Annotated in this window: 13 protein-coding genes and 2 pseudogenes; 4 read left to right on the top strand and 11 right to left on the bottom strand. The window is 65.1% G+C overall.

Annotation, left to right across the window (positions count from 1 at the left end; all coding sequences use genetic code 11):
* Nucleotides 1–137 precede the first annotated feature (137 nt).
* Complete coding sequence (locus tag KUO17_RS23200) at nucleotides 138–446, top strand: DUF6124 family protein (protein WP_217977918.1); 309 nt, start codon at nucleotides 138–140, stop codon at nucleotides 444–446.
* 28 nt (nucleotides 447–474) lie between these two features.
* On the opposite strand, the gene KUO17_RS23195 is transcribed toward KUO17_RS23200, so the two are convergent.
* Entirely contained in the window at nucleotides 475–912 is a 438-nt protein-coding gene (locus KUO17_RS23195; RefSeq protein WP_217977917.1) for a DUF3592 domain-containing protein, read from the bottom strand.
* Nucleotides 913–1,109: 197 nt separating this feature from the next.
* On the opposite strand from KUO17_RS23195, the gene KUO17_RS23190 reads away from it, so the two are divergent.
* Together KUO17_RS23190 and KUO17_RS23185 are read left to right on the top strand one after the other, a co-directional pair.
* Complete coding sequence (locus KUO17_RS23190) at nucleotides 1,110–1,838, top strand: response regulator transcription factor (protein ID WP_217977916.1); 729 nt, start codon at nucleotides 1,110–1,112, stop codon at nucleotides 1,836–1,838.
* Nucleotides 1,839–1,861: 23 nt separating this feature from the next.
* The gene (locus KUO17_RS23185; protein ID WP_217977920.1) at nucleotides 1,862–3,190 is read left to right on the top strand and encodes an ATP-binding protein; all 1,329 of its coding nucleotides are present in this window, start codon (nucleotides 1,862–1,864) and stop codon (nucleotides 3,188–3,190) included.
* Here KUO17_RS23185 and KUO17_RS23180 read toward each other — a convergent pair.
* Nucleotides 3,180–5,153 (bottom strand): TonB-dependent receptor domain-containing protein, encoded by a 1,974-nt coding sequence (locus tag KUO17_RS23180; RefSeq protein WP_217977915.1) that lies wholly within the window; start codon nucleotides 5,151–5,153, stop codon nucleotides 3,180–3,182. The genes KUO17_RS23185 and KUO17_RS23180 overlap by 11 nt on opposite strands.
* Before the next feature lie 228 nt (nucleotides 5,154–5,381).
* Here KUO17_RS23180 and KUO17_RS23175 point away from each other — a divergent pair, with 228 nt between their 5' ends.
* A complete protein-coding gene (locus tag KUO17_RS23175) occupies nucleotides 5,382–7,514 on the top strand; it encodes a TonB-dependent siderophore receptor (protein WP_217977914.1) in 2,133 nt (710 codons plus the stop codon).
* A 47-nt stretch (nucleotides 7,515–7,561) separates the two neighbouring features.
* Here KUO17_RS23175 and KUO17_RS23170 read toward each other — a convergent pair whose 3' ends face one another.
* From KUO17_RS23170 to paaE, 9 genes and pseudogenes are all read right to left on the bottom strand, one after another.
* On the bottom strand, nucleotides 7,562–8,428 hold the full coding sequence (locus KUO17_RS23170) for a transporter (RefSeq protein ID WP_163940570.1): 867 nt from the start codon (nucleotides 8,426–8,428) through the stop codon (nucleotides 7,562–7,564).
* Nucleotides 8,429–8,517: 89 nt separating this feature from the next.
* Nucleotides 8,518–10,611 carry a PQQ-dependent dehydrogenase, methanol/ethanol family gene (locus KUO17_RS23165; protein WP_217977913.1) on the bottom strand — a complete coding sequence of 698 codons (2,094 nt, stop codon included), beginning with the start codon at nucleotides 10,609–10,611 and terminating at the stop codon, nucleotides 8,518–8,520.
* A 513-nt stretch (nucleotides 10,612–11,124) separates the two neighbouring features.
* Nucleotides 11,125–11,829: a methyl-accepting chemotaxis protein gene (locus tag KUO17_RS27370; RefSeq protein WP_425274893.1), complete on the bottom strand. Its 705-nt coding sequence runs from the start codon at nucleotides 11,827–11,829 to the stop codon at nucleotides 11,125–11,127.
* Nucleotides 11,830–12,195: 366 nt separating this feature from the next.
* Nucleotides 12,196–12,642: pseudogene (locus tag KUO17_RS27365) on the bottom strand (cache domain-containing protein); the annotation flags it as partial.
* 348 nt (nucleotides 12,643–12,990) lie between these two features.
* On the bottom strand, nucleotides 12,991–15,045 hold the full coding sequence (gene paaZ, locus KUO17_RS23155) for a phenylacetic acid degradation bifunctional protein PaaZ (protein ID WP_217977912.1): 2,055 nt from the start codon (nucleotides 15,043–15,045) through the stop codon (nucleotides 12,991–12,993).
* Nucleotides 15,046–15,077: 32 nt separating this feature from the next.
* On the bottom strand, nucleotides 15,078–16,319 hold the full coding sequence (locus KUO17_RS23150) for an OprD family porin (RefSeq protein WP_217977911.1): 1,242 nt from the start codon (nucleotides 16,317–16,319) through the stop codon (nucleotides 15,078–15,080).
* 32 nt (nucleotides 16,320–16,351) lie between these two features.
* Nucleotides 16,352–17,920 (bottom strand): annotated as a pseudogene (locus KUO17_RS23145) (cation acetate symporter); the annotation flags it as partial.
* Nucleotides 17,911–18,219 carry a DUF485 domain-containing protein gene (locus KUO17_RS23140; protein WP_217977910.1) on the bottom strand — a complete coding sequence of 103 codons (309 nt, stop codon included), beginning with the start codon at nucleotides 18,217–18,219 and terminating at the stop codon, nucleotides 17,911–17,913. The gene KUO17_RS23140 and the pseudogene KUO17_RS23145, both read right to left, overlap by 10 nt.
* 159 nt (nucleotides 18,220–18,378) lie before the next feature.
* On the bottom strand, nucleotides 18,379–19,455 hold the full coding sequence (gene paaE, locus KUO17_RS23135; protein ID WP_217977909.1) for a 1,2-phenylacetyl-CoA epoxidase subunit PaaE: 1,077 nt from the start codon (nucleotides 19,453–19,455) through the stop codon (nucleotides 18,379–18,381).
* Between the last annotated feature and the right edge of the window lie 19 nt (nucleotides 19,456–19,474).

The following is a 19,474-nucleotide window of genomic DNA, read 5'->3' as shown; positions in this document are numbered from 1 at the left end:
GAATCCCCACCCCAACCCCGTTAACCTCGCCCGGTCGCTGTAAACCCAGCGTCCAGGTTTGGTCACCTGCAATAAATCAAGGCGCACAAAGCGCCGTATCCAAATCAGGGTCGGCTCCACTAATAAAGGAGCACCACATGACAAAGTTCGTCCCCAATCCCCCGCTGCCCAACACCCCGCGCAAACCCGTCTACACCTCCTTCGGCTGTTGCCACGGTGATCACCCTCCCCTGTTTTCCGTGCGCAAAGACATCAAGCTCGAAGACGCGCTGGTCTACCTCTCGATCATGATCCAGTGTGCCAAGGACACCACCGCACAAGCCTGCGAACGCGCCGATGAGCAGTTCAAGAGCCTGCTGATGGCCTCGCACCATTCGCTGGAACTGAGCAACGCGCTGATCGAGTCGGTGCTCGATGGCATGGAGGCGAAAGCGCCAGGCAACTAACAACGCACCACCCGCAGCGCGGCCCCTGCTATTCCGGCCGCGCCATGCGGCGCCGGCGAAGCCATGCGCCCAGGTGGCCGCCGCCCCCTGCGCTGAACACGATGGCGAACAGGCCCATCATCAGGCTCACGCCCCACAACGCGCCACGGTCTTCAATGATCGCGGTGCTGGCAGGGGCTTCGGCGCGGTACAGCACCGTCACCGGGTCGCCCACCGCGTAGCCGAAGATAAACCCGCTCTCGGGGTAGCTGACCACCTGGCCTGTGGCGTCGGTAAAGTCGATTTGTGGATGGCTGCCGCCCGCGTTCAGCGCGCTGACATGCCCTTGGGCACGTTGCGCCTGGGCCAGAAAGCCCAGCCGGTCCTGGACCAGCCAAAACGTGAGGTAGAGCAGGCACAGGCCCAGCGGGATGAAAATCAGTGCGCGGGGCAGATCGCCCAGGGCGAAAGATGGCGTCTTGGCCATTACAGGGTCCTTGTATCGTCCGTGAAACGCCGGGCATTGCAACGAACCCGCAGGAAGCTGTCAACCTCAAAAAGCCGGGCACCCACGTTGCTGCCTGGGTCGACTCACTCGATTGACTGCCAAGGCGCAAGCCGCTGTATCTGATAATTATTCGTAGTACCATCCACCGCTCGAACACTACCCCCGAGCGCTATCCGATGCTCCCTACCCCACCGGCGCCGCGCATCCTCATTGTCGACGACCACCGCAAGATCCGCGAACCGCTGGCCATCTACCTGCGCCGCCACACCTTCGACGTACGCACCGCCGAAGACGCCGCCGGCATGTGGGCCCTGCTCAAGCAACAACCCTTCGACATCATCGTGCTCGACGTGCTGCTGCCCGATGGCGACGGCTTCGACCTGTGCCACCAACTGCACCGGCGCCACAACATTCCGGTCATCCTGCTCACCGCCCGCGACACCACGGCCGACCGTATCCGTGGGCTGGACCTGGGCGCCGACGACTACGTGACCAAGCCCTTCGAACCCCGTGAGCTGGTGGCCCGGCTCAACAGCGTGCTGCGCCGCCACGGCGCCCGCCCGGCTGCACCGCCAACAACCGCCGCCACCCGCGAGTACCACTTCGCCGGCTGGCACTTCAGCGCCAGCACCGCCCTGCTCACCCGCGAAGGCGCCGCACCGATCCAGCTCAGCACCGTCGAAAGCAAACTGCTGCAAGTGCTGCTCAACCACCCCAACACCCTGCTGCCCCGTGAACGCCTGATCGATCTCACGGCCGCCGACACCGACGTCAGCGACCGCGCCATCGACCGCCAGGTCAGCCGCCTGCGCCGCAAGCTGGCCCATGACCCCAATGCGCCCGAGCTGCTGCGCACCATCTGGGGCGGCGGCTATATGCTCGCCACCAACGTCACCCCGGCATGAAGCGCCTGCCCTGGCCACGCCGCATGGCGCACCAGCTCGGCCTGCTGCTGTTACTGGCGCTGCTGGCTTCCAACGCCATCGCCATGCTGTTCCTGCAACGCACCGGCAGCCTGATCCACCCGCTGTCGCGCAGCTACAGCCTCGAACGCCTGGTGAACGCGCACCACGCCGCGCTGGACCTCACCGCCGCCGAAAGCGAACACTTCCTCAGTGCCATGAGCACCGACGAAACCCGTTTCTGGACCGCGCCCACGGCCGACGTCGAGCCCTTCGCCCTGCGCCCCGAAGAGCAACGCCTGGCCACCACCCTGCGCCAGCGCCTGCAACTGCCCGCCGACGTGCCGATCGGCATGCAGCTGGAACGCATCAGTGGCGCCGACGCCCGCACCCACGTGTTCAGCCCCGCGGGATGGGCGCCGCTGCGCCTGCGGACCAGTATCGCGCTGCCCGACGGGCAGTACCTCAATGCCCTGCAACACCCCTCCGGCGCCTACGAATGGGGCCGCGTGCTGGCCTACAGCGTGCCGGTGAGCACGGTGCCGGTGCTGTTGATCGTGCTGTTTTTCATCGGCCGCGTGGTACGCCCGATCAAGACCCTGGCCCAAGCCACCGAGCGCGTCAGCCGTGGCGAATGGATCACGCCGCTGCCGCTGTTCGGCCCGCAGGAAGCCCGCGACCTCACCACCGCCTTCAACACCATGCAGGCCAATATCGCGCGCCACGTGGAAGGCCGCACGCGCATGCTCGCCGCCGTCAGCCACGACCTGAATACGCCGATCACCGAACTGCGCCTGCAAGTGGAATTGCTCGAGCCCGGCCCGGCCCGCGACGACATGCTCGAAAGCCTCGGCGAGCTGAATGCGATGGTGCGCGAGACGCTGAACTTCGTGCGTGGCGATGCGCTGCAGGAGGCGACCGAAACGGTCTCGCTCAACGCCCTGCTCGATGACCTGGCGCGGCGCTACCGGCTGATGAACCAACCCGTGACCTGGGCCGGCGCAGCGCAGGTGCAACTGACCTGTCGCCCGCTGGCGCTCAAGCGCGCCCTCACCAACCTGATCGACAACGCGTTGCGCCATGCAGGCGACGCCACGCTGAGCCTGCATGAAGACGATGGCGCGATGCTGCGCCTGGAGGTTCTCGACCACGGCCAGGGTGTGCCCGAGGCGTGGCTGAGCAAGGTGTTCGAGCCCTTCGTGCAACTGACCCGCAGCGGCGACGGGCTGGGGCTGGGCCTGGCGATTGCACGGGCGTGCATCCAGGCCCACGGCGGCGAGCTGCTGCTGGAGAACCGCCCACCGGCCGGCCTGTGCGCGGTGGTGCGGCTGCCCGCTGCAGTGCCTAGAAGTTGAGCGTCGCGCCCATCCACAAGGTACGGCCGTAGTTCACCGTGCCGTAGGTTTCATCGTCCAGGCGCTTGTCGGTGAGGTTGTTGAGCGAGGCGTTGAGGGTCAGCGATTCGGTCAGGTCGTACGAGCCGCCGATATCGGCGGTGGTGTAGCCCGGCGCAGGCTGCTCGTCGGTGACAGTGTTGCCGGTTTCCTCGCCGTAGTAGCTCAGCGACGCCCACGCCTGGGCGCGGTCGTTGATGTTCCATTCGCTGCGCACGTTGGCTTTCTGCTTGGGCGTCAGTGCCAGCGGCGCGCCGGCATTGGCGCCGGTCTTCTGCTCGGAGTCGGTGTAGGTGTAGTTGGCCTTGAGCAGCACGCTCGGGCTGATGTCCCACTGGCCGTTGAGCTCCACGCCCTTGATCACGGCCTGGTCGACGTTGACGCGGTCCATCACGATGTAGCCGTTCCACAGCTGCTCGGTGGTGACGGTGGAGAGCTTGTCCTTGAAGTCGTTATAGAACAGTGTGACGCCGCCCGACAGGTCATCGCGGTTGGACCACAGCGCCGACACCTCATAGTTGGTGCTGGTCTCGGGCTTGAGGTCGGGGTTGCCGAACATCACGAAGCGGTTGCGGCGCAGGTAGGCATAGCCCTCGACCACCGCACGCAGCTCAGGCGCCTTGAAGCCACGGGCCACACCGCCCTTGATCGTCCACTCGTCGGTGGCGCGCCACACGCCGTACACGCGCGGGCTGGCATGGGTGCCGTACTGCTCGTGGTGGTCCAGGCGCAGGCCGGTGGTGAGGGCGAAGGTGTCGGTTACCGACCATTCGTTTTCAGCGAACACGGCCTTCTGCACCACCGAGAACTCGTAGTCGACGCGGTCGCCCAGGCCCTGGTTCCAGTCGGTCAGCTCGCTTTCGTTCCACTGCAGGCCGACGGTGCTGATGTTGTGCGCAGTGGGCACCACCAGCTTGGCGTCGAACACGGTGTTCTTCACCTCAGGCTTGCGCCCGTAGATATCGGTTTGCGCAGGCGTGGCCTTGCCTTCGCGGCTGGAGGTTTCCTGCGACAGGGCCACATCGGAGGTGGCCCAGCCCCAGCGCCCCTGGTGCGACAGCGACCAGTGATCGCGGTTGTTCTCCTGCTCGCGGGTGGCCCAGTTGGCGCTGATGCCGTCGCCGTTCTTCAGGCGCGTGGCGCCGGCTTCGAGCAGAATGTCGTGGTCGACGGTAGGGGTGAAGGCCAGGCGCGCGGTGAGGTCGCGGTGGTCGGCCTTGCTGAAGCCATTGGTCTGCTCGATGTCATCATCGGCCTGGCGATCGAGGTAACGGCCCCACACCTGCAAGCCCAGCCAGTCTTCCTTGATCGGCCCACTGAGGTAGAACTGGCTCTGACGCGCGTTGCCCTGGTCGCTGTGCTGACGGGCCGAGTAGTCATAGCCGATGGAGCCGCCCCACTCGGGCGAGACCTTGCGCGTGATCACGTTGATCACCCCGCCGATGGCGTCCGAGCCGTACAGCGACGACATCGGCCCGCGCACCACTTCGATACGCTCGATGGCTGCGGCCGGCGGCACGAAGCTCTGCTCGTAGCCGCTGTTGCCGTTGACCCGCGACTCGCGCGCGCTCTGGCGTTTGCCGTCGACCATGATCAGGGTGTAGTCGGCCGGCATGCCACGGATGGAGATGTCGGTCTCGTTGGCCCCGCCGTTGACGGTCACCCCTTCCACGTCGCGCACCGCATCGCCCAGGTCGCGATACGACTTGCGCCGCAATGCCTCGCCGTCGATCACGCTGATCGAGGCCGGCGCGTCTTCGATGCGCTGCTCAAAGCCCGCTGCGGTCACGACCATGTCGTCGAGCACCAGCGGCACCGGCTCGGTGCTGGTCTGCGCATGGGCAGCCACACCGGCAGTGGCGCTGGTGATCAGGGCAGCCTTGACCAGCACGGCCAAGGGGTGGAAACGGTGAGAAGCAAGCATGTACAGGTTCCTACGGCTCGACTTAAAAGCGAATCGTAATCATCTGCACCCCTGCAAATTGGACAAAGTGTGACAACGCACACAGCCGCTTAGACCAATGTGCAGGAAAATTTCGTGAAAACAGCAAAAAATAAATCAAATGATAATGATTAGTAGTAATATTCACGCGTTTTTGTCAGATAATTCATACCTTCCCTTGTTTGCGCCTTTTTAAGGATCGTCCCGTCGATGCGTCGTACGTTCGTTTCGCTCTGTTTGCTGCATGCCGTTTCCCCCGTGGTCTGGGCCGATCAGTCGGCTGCACCGCAGCCGTCCTCGCTCGAGTTGCAGGCCACCAGCATCAACGCCAATGCCGCAGACGCCGAGCGCGCCGATGGCCCGGTGCAGGGCTACCGCGCCACCCGTTCGGCCAGCGCCACGCGCACCGACACCGCGCTGCATGACACCCCGCAGTCGGTCAGCGTGGTGCCCAAGGACGTGATCGCCGACACCGGTGCCACGCGCCTGCAGGACGCACTGGACTACGCCGGTGGCGTGGGCCGCGCCAACAACTTCGGCGGCCAGGGCCTGACCACCTTCACCGTGCGCGGCTTCACCACCGGCGAGTTCTACCGCAACGGCTTCCCGATCAACCGCGGCTACCCGAATGCGCCGGATGCCAACACCATCGAGCGCCTCGAAGTGCTGCGCGGCCCGGCCACCTCGCTGTACGGCCGTGGCGACCCCGGTGGCACCTTCAACGTGGTGACCAAGCAGCCGCAGGCCGAAACCAAGGTCACCGTGGGCAGCCAGTTCGATGACCAGGGCATGCACCGCGCCACCCTGGACGCCACCGGCGCACTGAACCAGGACGGCTCGCTGGCCTACCGCCTGAACCTGCTGGGCGAAGGCGGCGAGAGCTTTCGTGACGATGTGGAAACCGAGCGCTACGACGTGGCCCCGGTGCTGAGCTGGCAGGTCAACGACAGCACGCGCATCACCTTCGAAGGTGACTACATGCGCAACAACCACCCGCTCGACCGTGGCCTGACCCGCCTGCCCACCCAACGCGGCAGCGCCTCGCGTGACACCAACATCTGGGAAAAGGGCCTGGACAACACGCTGCACAACGACAACAACATGACCCAGGTGCGCTTCGAGCACCTGCTCAACGACAACTGGACCCTGGGCGGCGGCGTACAACTGCTCGACGGCCAACTGGCCGGCAACGCGGTGGAAGCCAACGCCCTGCAGGCCGATGGCCGCACCCTGGGGCGCAACTTCAACTACCGCAAGCTGGAGTGGAGCGACCGCGATGTGCAGCTCAACCTCACCGGCCACTTCGACACCGCAGGCTTCGCCCACACGCTGCTGACCGGCGTGGAATACGAAGACTATGACTACACGTCGCTGATCCAGCGCTCGGCCGCCGGTGCCGACGCCTACCCGATCGACATCATCAACCCGGTGCTCGGCCAGCCGCGCCCGGCGCTCACCCGCACCACCACCCACGACAAGGAGAACCTCAAGACCTGGGCGTTCTTCGTGCAGGACCAGGTGGCACTGACCGAACGCCTCAAGGCCTTGGCCGGTGTACGTTTCGAGCGCTTCGAGCATGACTACGAAGACTACCTGAGCACCACCCGCGACTTCACCAAGGACCAGAACGCCGTCACCCCGCGCTTCGGCCTGATCTACGACCTGACCGACACCGTGGCGGTGTACGCCAACACGGCGCGCTCGTTCAAGCCCAACAGCGGTGCGAGCCGAGAAGGCGGCGGGTTCGATCCGGAGAAAGGCAAGTCGTACGAGCTGGGTGTGAAGTGGGAGGCGCTGGATCGCCAGCTGAGCGTGGACGCCGCGATCTACCACACCGTCAAGCAGAACGTGCTGACCGTCGACCCGGTCGACCCGGTGTTCAGCGTGGCAGCCGGTGAAGTGCGCAGCCGCGGCCTGGACCTGAACATCGCCGGCAACCTGACCCCCGAATGGCGTGTGCTGGGCGGCTACGCCTACGTGGATGCCGAAGTGACCAAGGACAACACCCTGGAAGACGGCACGCGCCTGGCCAACATCCCGCGCAACACCTTCAGCCTGCTCAACACCTACGAGTTCCAGGACGGTATTGCCAAGGGCCTGGGGCTGGGCATGGGTGTGAAGTACGTGGATGACCGCGCCGGGCAGACCAGCGCCACCACCTACACCATGGAACGCTACAGCGTGGTCGACCTGCTGAGCTTCTACCAGCTCAACGAGCACGTGCGCCTGAACCTGGACGTGAAGAACGTGTTCAACAAGGGCTACGACGAAGGCGCGTTCAACACCTACGTGTACCCGGGCGCGCCGCGCACGGTGCAGGCAGGCGTTGCTTACACCTTCTGATACCCCTGTGTGAAACGGCGGCCCGAGCCCTTCGGGCCGCCCTCCCCTCAGTAGATATACGCCAGTCGAAACTGCAGCGAATGGTCGGTCATCGGCCCCGAGCGCACTGCCACATCGCGCCAGTACTGCCCCATCACCTGCCATTGCCTGCCCAGCATCGTGGTCGCAGACAGCCCGACCGTGCCGTTGTTGTGGCTGGTCTCCAGGGTCTGCCCATCCAGCGTCTCACGCGAGCCCCAGTTGTGCCGGTACGACAGCGCCACCGAGGTGGCCGGGGTGAAGTTGTAGCGCAGGTGGTTGTGCAACTGCATCAGCGGTTCGCGGTGTGCGCCGGTATCACGCTGCTCCTGGAAGAACTCGGTTTCGGCGATCACGTCCCACGTCCAGCGCTCGTTGAAGCCGTGCACGTAGCCTACCTGGAAGTCCGCCGCCCAGCGGTTGTTGCTCAGGGCAAAGCCCTGGTTCTTGTCGTCGCCGGTGGGCGCGGTGATGAACAGCGACCAGCCCAGGTGGCGGTTGCGCTCCATGTCGGCCAGCGTCCATACGGTGGCGCCGAAGGTGATGTCGCCGATGCCCTTGTTCTTCTGCCCGGTGGCGCCGATTTCCTGGTGGCCGTAGGGGATCACGATCTGCGGGTCCCAGATCAGGCCGGTGTTGAAGAACTCGGTGAAGTGCACCAGACGCAGCACTTCAACGGTCAGGTCCAGGTCGAGGTTGTCGGCGGCGCGCTTGCCGCCGCTGTAGGCGCGGTCGATGCGCGGGTTCTGCTGGTACAGCAGGGCCAGGTCGGTGCCGGCCGGCAACGCGGCGTAGTCGCCCGAGTCGGGTTTTACGTCGGCCAGTGCCGGGGTGGCGCACAGTGCCAGGATCAGCGAGCACGGCAAGGCGCCGCTTTTGTGCAAAAGCGTTTTCATGGGGTTCACCTGTCTACCGGTTAATTGTTATTGGAACGGGTTGAGGCTGGCCCGCTCGCACGGGCGTGCGAGCGGGCTCTGAGGGTGGATCACTGCGCTGCGGTGGCGTCGGCGGCAGCGCGCAGGTCGAGGCTGCGCTTGATGATGTACTGCTGGATCAGCTGCATCTGCGGCATGTCCAGCACCCCGGCGAAGCTCGGCATGCCCTTGCTCATGAACGCGCCGCTGACGATGCCGACGAAGGCCTGGTGCTTGTCGGCGCCCAGGTAGCGCAGGTCGGGGATCACCCCCCCACTGGCGGCATTGAGGCCGTGGCAGGCACCGCACATGCCGTTGAACAGGGTGCGCCCCTGGGCGATTTCGTCTGCCGAGGCGGTCAGCGCGGGCACTTGCGGTGGCAGTACCGGGGCCTTGCGCGGCGGCGGCAGTTCACCTTTGGCGCCGAGCTTGAACACCAGCACGCGGGACTCGGGCTGCACCTTGCCCTTGTCGGTCAGGGGGCCGGCGATCAGCGGCATGATGCCGCCCCAGCCGGCCATGAACGCCACGTACTGCTCGCCCTTGACCTCATAGGTGACCGGCCCGCCGAGCACGCCGGAGTTGGCACGGTGCTCCCACAGTGGCGTGCCCTTGTCGGCGCTGAAGGCCATCACGCGACCGTCGGAGGTGCCTTGGAACACCAGGTTGCCCGCGGTGCTGAGGGTGCCGCCATTGCCGGACTCGACGTAGTCGTGGGTCCAGGCGGCCTTCTGCTTGATCGGGTCCCAGGCGATCAGGTGGCCGCGCCAGGCGCTGCGGATCTGGTTGAGGATTTTCGGGTCTTCCGGCAGGTCGGGCACGTCCAGGCCGAAGTTCACCACCGACTTGGTCGGCAGGAACAATGGTTTGTCGGCGGCCTTGAGTTCGGCCAGGGTGTCCTGGGCCGGGATGTACACGTAGCCGGTGTTAGGGTTGAACGACATCGGGTGCCAGCTGTGGCCGCCCAGGAAGCTTGGCTGCACGACCTTGGGGGCCTTGGAGTAGTCGGCCTGTTCGGTGAGGATCGGGCGCCCGGTCTTGGGGTCCAGGCCGCTGGCCCAGTTCACCTGCACGAAGTTGTTGCCCGAGATGAACTCGCCGTTGGTGCGGTCGATCACGTAGAAGAAGCCGTTCTTGGGCGCCTGCATCAGCACCTTGCGGGTTTTGCCGGCAATCTGGATATCGGCCAGGATGATCTGCTGGGTGGCGGTGAAGTCCCAGCGGTCGCCTGGAGTCACCTGGAAGTGCCACACGTATTCGCCGGTTTCGGGCCGCAGTGCCACGATCGAGGACAGGTACAGGTTGTCGCCTTCACCCTGGCTGCGGAACTGGTAGTTCCAGGGCGAGCCGTTGCCGGTGCCCACGTACAGCAGGTCCAGTTCCGGGTCGTAGGACATCGAGTCCCATACTGTGCCGCCGCCGCCCCACTTGACCCAGCCGTTGCCTTTCCAGGTTTTCATGGCCTTGGCCATGGCGTCGTTTTCCGGTGGCAGTGCGGGGTCGCCGGGCACGGTGAAGAAGCGCCAGGCTTGCTTGCCGGTGTCGGCGTCGTAGGCAGTGATGTAGCCGCGCACGCCGAACTCCGCGCCGCCGTTGCCGATCAGCACCTTGCCTTTGACGATGCGCGGGGCGCCGGTGATGGTGTAGCTCTTGTTGGGGTCCAGCACGGTGTCGACGCTCCACACCTGTTTGCCGGTGGCGGCGTCGAGGGCGATCAGACGGCCATCGAAGCTGCCGACGTAGACCTTGCCCTGCCACACGGCCACGCCGCGGTTGACCACGTCGCAGCAGCCCTGGCTGAGTTTTTCCATGGGGATCTTGGGGTCGTACTTCCACAGCGGTTTGCCGGTGGCGGCATCGAAGGCGTAGACGATGCTGAAGGCGCCGGTGGTGTACATCACCCCGTCGACCACGATGGGTGTGGCTTCGGTGCCGCGGTCGATGTCGAGTTTCTGCGTCCAGGCCAGGCCCAGGGTGGCGACGTTGTTGTCGTTGATGCGGGTCAACGGGCTGAAACGCTGTTCGTCGTAGGTGCGGCCGTGGGCCAGCCAGTTGGCGGCATCGGTGTTGGCGTGGAGCAGGCGGTTGGCGTCGATGTTGCCTGGGCTGTCGGCATGGGCGAGTGTAGCGAGGTAGAGCAAGGCGAGCGGCATCAAGCGTTTCATTTTTATTGTTATCCCGTGCAGGGTGGATCTTGGAGTGGCGCGTAGCGTGCCATGACGGGATTAGAGCAAAAGGCGGAGTGGAAAGCGCTTGCCTGTGTGCCAGGTATTTTTGATTGCGTGCCATGTTGGGGAATGTGGTGTGGCAGGTGGGCCGTGCATGCAGGGTTTGCGACCGCTTCGCGCTCGTTCGCTGGCAAGACCAGCTCCCACGCCCTGCGGGCAGAAGCCGATATATGCAGGCGCCGAACATCCGCTTCTGGCCGAAGGCCGTGGGAGCTGGCTTGCCAGCGAACTGGCGCGCAGCGCCAGTGAATCAGTGCACGCGGTATGCCTCGTGCACCGTGCATTCAGGGTTTGCGACCGCTTCGCGCTCGTTCGCTGGCAACACCAGCTCCCACGCCCTGCGGGCAGAAGCCGATATATGCAGGCGCCGAACATCCGCTTCTGGCCGCAGGCCGTGGGAGCTGGCTTGCCAGCGAACTGGCGCGCAGCGCCAGCATCACTGGCACACACTCAAAGCCGAAAACGTGCCACAGACGCTCGCAACTCCTGCGACAGCCGCTCCAGCGAATGCACGTTGTCATTGGCCGCCCGCACCGACGCCGCCGACTCCTCGACCCGATTGGCAATGCTCTCGATGTTCTGCGCCACACTGGCGCTGGCCTGGCTCTGCTCGGCCGTGGAACTGGCCACCTCACGCACCTGCACCAGCGTCACCGACACCCCCTGGTTGATCTCGCGCAAGGCCTCGGCCGCCTGCTCGGCCAATGCCACGCCAATCGCCACCTGCGGCGTGACCGCCGTCATGCCCTCCACCACCGAGCCGGTATCAACCTGAATCGAACTGATCATGCGTGTAATGTCCTGGGTGGCCAGTGCCGTGCGCTGCGCCAGGTGGCGCACCTCATCGGCCACCACCGCAAACCCGCGCCCCTGCTCCCCCGCCCGCGCCGCCTCGATGGCGGCATTGAGCGCCAGCAGGTTGGTCTGGCTGGCAATGTTGCTGATGGCGCTGGTGATGCCGTCGATTTCATGGGTGCGCTTGACCAGCCCGGCAATGCGCACCGACGCGTCCTGCACCTGCGCAGACACCTGCTGGATCGCCCCCGCCGCCTGGCTGACCAATTGCTCGCCCTCGGCAGCCAGTTGCGAAGAACGCGCAGAATTGGTCTCGGTCTCCCGTGCACTGAAGGAGATATGGTCGATGGTCACCGACATCTGCTCGATGGCCGCCGCCGTTGCCGTGGTCGCCTCGGAGGTCCTGTGCGAAGCGCTGTCGATCTGGCCCATCTGCCCGGTCAGGCCGCTGGCAGCCTCGCCCAGCAGCACCGAGCCGCTCTGGATCGACACGATCATCTCACGCAGGCTGGCCTGCATGGTGGCCAACGCCGCCAACAGGCTCTGCGCACCAAAGCTGCCCTGCACCGGCCGGCTCAGGTCACCCGCCGCAATGGCCCGCGCCACCTCGGTGGCGTACGTCGGCTCACCGCCCAGGCTGCGATAGATGCCCCGCGACAGGCTGACCGCCAGCACCGTGGTCAGCAGCACCACCAACAAACCAACCGCGAATATCTGCCAGGCCAGGCGCCAGAACGCCGCATCGATGTCATCGACAAAAATGCCGAAGCCTACCAACCAGTTCCAGCCCTCGATCTTGACGATGCCATTGATCTTCGGCACCGGCTGATCGGCACCGGGATACTTGGCCAGGTCATCGAAATACGCCAGGCGGGTGTTCTTCAGGCCATCCAGGTAGCCCTGCCATTTGCTGCGCCCGTCAGGCAGGGTGACGCCGACATCGACCTTGCCGATCACGTCGGGGTTGGGATGGACCAGGCCCAGGGCGCCTTCGGTACGCGCCCACAGGTAGGTCTTCTTGCCGTCACGCAGGCTCGACAGGGCTTCGATGGCCTTGGCCTGCGCCACCTCACGGCTGAGGGTGCCGCGCTGTTCCAGGTCCTGGAAGTACGCCACCTGCTGCGCCGCCAGGTTGAGCACGGTATAGATTTCGCTACGCTTGTTTTCCACCATGTTCGAGCGCAACGCGCTCAAGCTGAACCCGGCAATCAGCAGCAGACCGAGCACAGCACAAAAAACCATCAACGCGAGTCGGTAACGCAGTTTCATAGCGCCTTCCTGGTGCAGTAGGCCCGGTCCAGCCGGGCACTTGTTTTTATTGTGGTGTGACAGATGTCTCATTTAGAGATACGTTATCGTACAACTAATGAGAAAAATAACCACAATAAATTGCAGCAGGTGCGTGCAGTGGCCGGCCCCTTCGCTGGCACGCCAGGCCCCACATGAACATTGCAGCCCCTGAGGACGGTGCACTGCCTGTGGGCGCTGGCTTGCCAGCGAACGAGCGCAAAGCGCTCGCCGTCAAACCGGGCGCTTGAGCACCAAGGTCAGAATGTCGTAACTGGCCACCAGCTCACCCAACTGGTTGGTCACCTCCACATCCCACGCCACCACCCCCTGGGGCTGCCCCAGCGGGCTGGATTTGCCCTGGTCGATCTTGCGCTTGCAGGTCAGGCGCGCCTGAATGGTGTCGCCAATGCCCACCGGGCTGATGAAGCGCAACGTGTCCAGCCCATAGTTGGCCAGCACCGGCCCCTCCCCCGGCGACACGAACAACCCCGCCGCCGCCGACAGCACGAAGTACCCGTGCGCGATACGCTTGCCGAACTGCGACTGCTTCGCCGCAATCTCGTCGAAGTGCATGTAGAAGTGGTCCCCCGACAGGCAACCGAAATTCACCAGGTCGGCCTCGGTCACCGTGCGTCGATGGGTCAGCAGCGACTCGCCAATGCGCAGGTCTTCGAAGTGGCGACGGAACGGATGCACGTCGCTCTCGAACACCTGGGCACCGCGCACATACTCGCCGGTCACCGCCATCAGCATGCTCGGCGAACCCTGCACCGCTGCACGCTGCAGGTAATGCTTGACCGCGCGCAGGCCGCCCAGCTCTTCCCCGCCGCCAGCCCGTCCCGGCCCGCCATGCTTGAGCTGGGGCAACGGTGAACCGTGCCCGGTCGACTCCACCGCCGCCTCGCTGTCCAGGATCAACAGGCGGCCATGCCATGCCGCCGCAACAGGGATCGCCTTGGCTGCCACCTCGCGGTCTGCGGTTACCAGGCTGGCGACCAGGCTGCCCTTGCCACGTGCCGCCAGCGCCAGCGCTTCGTCCAGGTCGTCATAGGCCATAAGCGTACTCACCGGGCCGAACGCCTCGATATCATGCGCGCCGCCCTCGGCGTGCGGGTCGCGTGCGTGCAGCAAGGTCGGCGCAAAGAATGCACCTTCGCTCACGCCCTCGCCCCGTGGCGCAAACCCATCGCTGGCACCAAACAGCTGATCGCAGCTTTGCAGCAGGCTGCGCACCCGCTCGCCCACGTCGCGCTGCTGGTCGTGCGAGGCCAGCGCGCCCATGCGCACGCCGTCCACCGACGGGTCGCCCACCACCACCTTGCTCAGGCGCTCGCGCAAACGCGTGGCCACGGCATCCAGGTGCCTGGCCGGCACGATGGCGCGGCGGATCGCGGTGCACTTCTGCCCCGCCTTGGTGGTCATCTCGCGCACCACCTCCTTGATGTACAGGTCGAACTCGGCATCGTCCGGCTTCACATCCGGGCCCAGGATGGCGCAATTCAGCGAGTCGGCTTCGGCGGTGAACGGCACCGAGTTGCGGATCAGGTTCGGGTTGACGCGCAACTTGGCCGCAGTGTCGGCAGACCCGGTGAAAGTCACCACGTCCTGGCCTTGCAGGCGGTCGAGCAGATCGCCCGTGCTCCCCACCACCAGTTGCAGGCTGCCCACCGGCAACAGGCCGGACGCGTCCATCAGGCGCACCACCGCCTCGGTCAGGTAGCTGGTGGAGGTGGCCGGCTTGACGATGCACGGCATGCCGGCCAGGAAGGTCGGCGCGAACTTCTCGAGCATGCCCCAGATCGGGAAGTTGAACGCGTTGATGTGCACCGCAAGCCCCGCACGCGGCACCAGGATATGGCTGCCGGCGAACGTGCCCTGCTTGCCCAGCGGGAATGCCGGGCCTTCATGCAGCAGGTTGCCCGAGGGCAGCTCGCGGCTGCCGATGCCGGCATAGGCGAACAGCGTGGCGTTGCCACCCTCGATGTCGATCCAGCTGTCGGCGCGGGTCGCACCGCTGTGATGGGACAGGGCGTAAAGCTGCTCCTTGCGCTCGGCCAGGTACAGTGCCAGCGCCTTGAGCCGCGCCGCACGCTGCTGGAAGTCCATCGCCATCAATGCCTTCAGGCCGTGCTGGCGAGCATGCTCGATGGCCTCGGCAAAGTCGGGACGCTCTTCATGGCTGTAGGCCAGGACATGCCCGTCCAGGGCGCTGCGCAAGGGTTGCGCGCCATGCTGGCCGAGCCAGCGGCCGGCGATGAAGCTTTGCAAGGTTGGGGCAACAGACATGGGGTGTCCTCCGGTTCTTTTAAGGGGCGCGCTTACCACAGCGCCAGGGTGTAGCCGATGATCAGGCGGTTTTCGTCCAGGTCGGTGGTCAACCCGTTGCCCGAGCGAAAGGTGACGTTGCGCCAGCGCAGGCTGACGTTCTTGAAGGGGCCGCTCTGCACCACATACGTGATGTCGGTGTCGCGCTCACGCTCACGGCCGTTGTCTACCGTCGCGGTCCTGGCATGCCGGCCATCGGTGTAGCGGGTCATGAAGGTCAGGCCCGGTACGCCCAGCGCAACGAAGTCGTAGTCGTAGCGCAGTTGCCAAGAATCGATGCCGGCACGGGTGTAGGTGTTGTAGGTCACCAGGTTGACGGTGTACGGGTCGCCGCCGTTGAGGAACGGGAAGGCGCTGTCGCCCGACATCTGCTGGAAGGTGGCGCTGACCTTGTGTGCGCCGCTGGCCAGCGTGAACATGCCGTTGAAGTTGCGGTTGTCGATGCGCCCTGCCCGCTCGGCACCATCGCCGCGGCTGTCGAAGTAGCGCAGGTCGCTGCGCAGGCTCAGGCCCTCGCCCAGCGGCTGGGTATGCACCAGGCCGACGAATTGCTGGCGGTAGATCTGTTCGAGCTGGGCGTAGTAGTAGGTCAGGTTCAGCTGCGGGGTGAAGGCATAGGTGCCGCCGCCGAAGTCGAAGCGGTCACTGCTGGCGGCGCCATAGCCGATGTCGTCACGGCTGGAGGAATCACGCAGGTTGGCCTTGGTCAGGCGCCCGGCGTTGAAGGTCAGGCCGTCGAGTTCCTGGCTGGTCAGCAGGCCGCCTTGAAAGCTTGCGGCCAGCAGGCGCGTGTCGTTGTACACCACCACCGGCAAGATCGGCTGCAGCGTGCCCAGGCGCAGCACGCTTTTTGAGGCGCGCAGCTTGGCGGTCAGGCCCAGTTCGCTGTAGTCGTCGGCCGGCTCCAGGCTGTCGCGCCCGAACGGCAGCAGCCCGGTGCCGCGCCGGTCGCGGCTGGAATCGAGCTTGATGCCCAGTTGGCCCATGGCATCCACACCGACACCCATCGGGCCTTCGGTAAAGCCCGACTCGAACTTGGCGGTGAAACCCTGGGCCCACTCCTCGGCCTTGGACTGCGGCGCGTTGTCCTGGCGAAAATCGCGATTGATGTAGTGGTTGCGCAGCTCGACCTTGGCGTGGCTGTCGCCGATGAAGTCGGCCATGGCCGGTGTGCCGAACAGGGGCAAGGCCAGGCTGGCCAGCAGCGAAGCCGGCTTGAGGCGAATGTGGTTCATTATTTTTATACCCGACAATCGTTTGGTTGTTTTCAGTGTTTGCTCACGCCCGAGGCGCCGATCCCGGTCATCGAACGGATGAACTGCGCCAGGTACCGACCACGCTCTTGGGCGGCCCGCGCCGAGGTGTCGGTGACCGAGAACAGCCAGGCCCCCAGGAACGCCAGGCTCATCGAGAACAGCGCCGGGTTGCTGTAGGGGAACAGGGCTTTTTCGTTGTGCAGCACGTTGACCCACACCGCCGGGCTCAGCACCAGCAGCACGATGGCCGAGACCAGCCCGCTCATGCTGCCCACCACGGCACCGCGGGTGGTCAGGCCCTTCCAGAACATCGAGAGGAACAGCACCGGGAAATTCACCGACGCGGCGATCGCCAGCACCAGCCCGGACAGGAACGCGATGTTCTGCGACTCGAACATCAGCCCGAGGATGATCGCCAGCACGCCGATCACCAGGGTGGCGATCCGCGACACGCGCATCTCTTGCTTCTCGGTGGCCTGGCCCTTGCGCAGCACGCAGGCATACAGGTCGTGGGACACCGCCGACGCGCCGGACAAGGCCAGGCCGGCGACCACCGCCAGGATGGTGGCGAAGGCCACGGCCGAGATAAAGCCCAGGAACAGGTTGCCGCCCACGGCTTGCGCCAGGTGCACGGCGATCATGTTGCCACCGCCGATGATCGCGCCGTTGACGTCGCGGTAGGCCGGGTCGGTGCCGACCATCACAATGGCGCCGAAGCCCACCAGAATCAGCAGCAGGTAGAAGTAGCCGATGAAGCCGGTGGCGTAGAACACGCTTTTGCGCGCTTCCTTGGCGTCGCTCACGGTGAAGAAGCGCATCAGGATATGCGGCAGGCCGGCGGTGCCGAACATCATGCCCAGGCCCAGGGAAATCGCGTCGATGGGGTTGGACAGCAGCCCGCCCGGCGCCATGATCGCGGTGCCCTTGGCGTGCACTTGCGTGGCGGCGCTGAACATCGCCTCGGTGCTGAAGCCGAAATGCTTGAGCACCATGAACGCCATGAAACTGGTGCCCGAGAGCAGCAGCACGGCCTTGATGATCTGCACCCAGGTGGTGGCGAGCATGCCGCCGAAGGTCACGTAGAACACCATCAGCACGCCTACCAGCATCACCGCGTACAGGTAACTGATGCCGAACAGCAGCTCGATCAGCTTGCCGGCGCCGACCATCTGCGCCACCAGGTACATCAGTGCCACGGTCAAGGTGCCCAGGGCCGAGGTCAGGCGTACCGGGGTTTGCTCCAGGCGGTAGGAGACCACGTCGGCAAAGGTGTATTTGCCCAGGTTGCGCAGGCGCTCGGCGATCAGGAACAGGATGATCGGCCAGCCGGCCAGTACGCCCAGCGCATACAGCAGGCCGTCGTAGCCGTTGAGGAACATCATCGCCGAGATGCCCAGGAACGAGGCCGCGCTGATCATGTCGCCGGCAATCGCCAGGCCGTTCTGAAAGCCGGTCAGGCCGCCGCCTGCGGTGTAGAAGTCGCTGGCCGAGCGGGTGCGTTGCGCCGCCCAGCGGGTGATGCCGAGGGTGAACACGACGAACAGCAGGAACATGCCGATAGCGGTCCAGTTCATTTCGCGCACTCCTGGCGGACCTTGTCGTTGAGCGGGTCGAGCACGTTGTTGGCGCGGTACACGTAGATGCCGGTGAGGCCGAAGGACACCAGCACCACCAGCACGCCGACCAGCATGCCGACGGTGGTGACGCCGCCGCTGAGGGACTGGCCCAGGGTGCTGGGAGAGAACGCCACCAGCAGCACGAAGCCGTAGTAGATGACCAGCATGGCCAGGGTCAGCGACCCGTTCAGGCGCTGTTTGCGCCGCACCAGTTGCTTGAAGTCGGGGTGGTTGCAGATGCTGTCGATGTCTTCGGGGGTCATTGGGGCGCTCTCTTGGTGTTGTTGTTCTAGTTTTCAGGGCACACAGGTGTTGCGGTGTTCTGGCGGGCCTCTTCGCTGGCAAGCCAGCTCCCACAGGGTCTTGTGAACACCACAGATCCCTGTGGGAGCTGGCTTGCCAGCGAAGGGGTCGCCGCAATATCAGATCTGATCGAAGTCCAGCACCACCCTGTCGCTGACCGGGTACGTCTGGCACGACAGCACATACCCCGCCGCCACCTCGTAATCCTCCAGGGCGTGGTTGCTGTCCATCTCCACCTCCCCTTCGATCACCTTGCACTTGCACGTCGAGCACACGCCCGCCTTGCACGAGTACGGCAGTTCGGCGCCGATCGCATTGCCGGCGTCCAGCACGCTGACGGTGTTGCGCGGCAAGTCGAACGCCAGCGCCCGGCCGTCACTGATCACCGTGATCTGGCTCACCGCTGCATCCAGCTGACGCGCCGCCTCGCGGGCCTCGCGCCTGCCCTCGTTGCCCGCCGCCGCGAACAGCTCGAAGTGGATCTTTTCCCCTGCCATGCCGTTGGCCTTGAGGCTGTCGCGCACGGTTTCGGTCATGGCCTGCGGGCCGCAGATGAACGCGGCCTGCAGCCCGCGTACATCCACCCAGCGCGAGAACAGCTGGCCGCACTTGTCGGCGTCGATGCGCCCGTTGTACAGGTCCACATCCTGCTGTTCGCGGCTGAACACGAAGATCAGGTTCAGGCGTTGCAGGTAGCGGTTCTTGAGGTCTTCGAGCTTGTCGCGAAACAGCGCGCCGGAGCTTGAGCGGTTGCCGTAGAGCAAGGTGAAACGGCTGTTGGGCTCACGCTCCAGGGTGGTCTTGATGATCGACAGGATCGGCGTGATGCCGCTGCCTGCCGCCACTGCCAGGTAGTGGCCGTGGCGGGTCGGGTCGAGCGGTACGTGGAAGCTGCCCGATGGTGGCATCACCTCCAGGGTGTGCCCCACCTTGAGCACCTCGTTGGCAAACGCCGAGAAGCGACCGCCGGCGACACGCTTGATCGCCACGCGCAGCTCGCCATCTTCCACACCACTGCAGATCGAATACGAACGGCGTACTTCCTCGTCGTCCAGTTGCGTGCGCATCACCAGGTACTGGCCCTGGGTGAAGCGAAAATCCTGCTGCAACGCTTCGGGCACATCGAAGGCGATGGACACCGCATCGCGGGTCTCGGCGCGCACATCCTTGATGGTCAGGCGGTGAAATTGACTCATGCTGTTCTCCCGCTGCACG

It is taken from the genome of Pseudomonas aegrilactucae (assembly GCF_019168305.1).
GTDB classification, from domain to species: Bacteria; Pseudomonadota; Gammaproteobacteria; order Pseudomonadales; family Pseudomonadaceae; genus Aquipseudomonas; species Aquipseudomonas aegrilactucae.
This window is presented reverse-complemented; position numbering and strand designations above follow the sequence as displayed.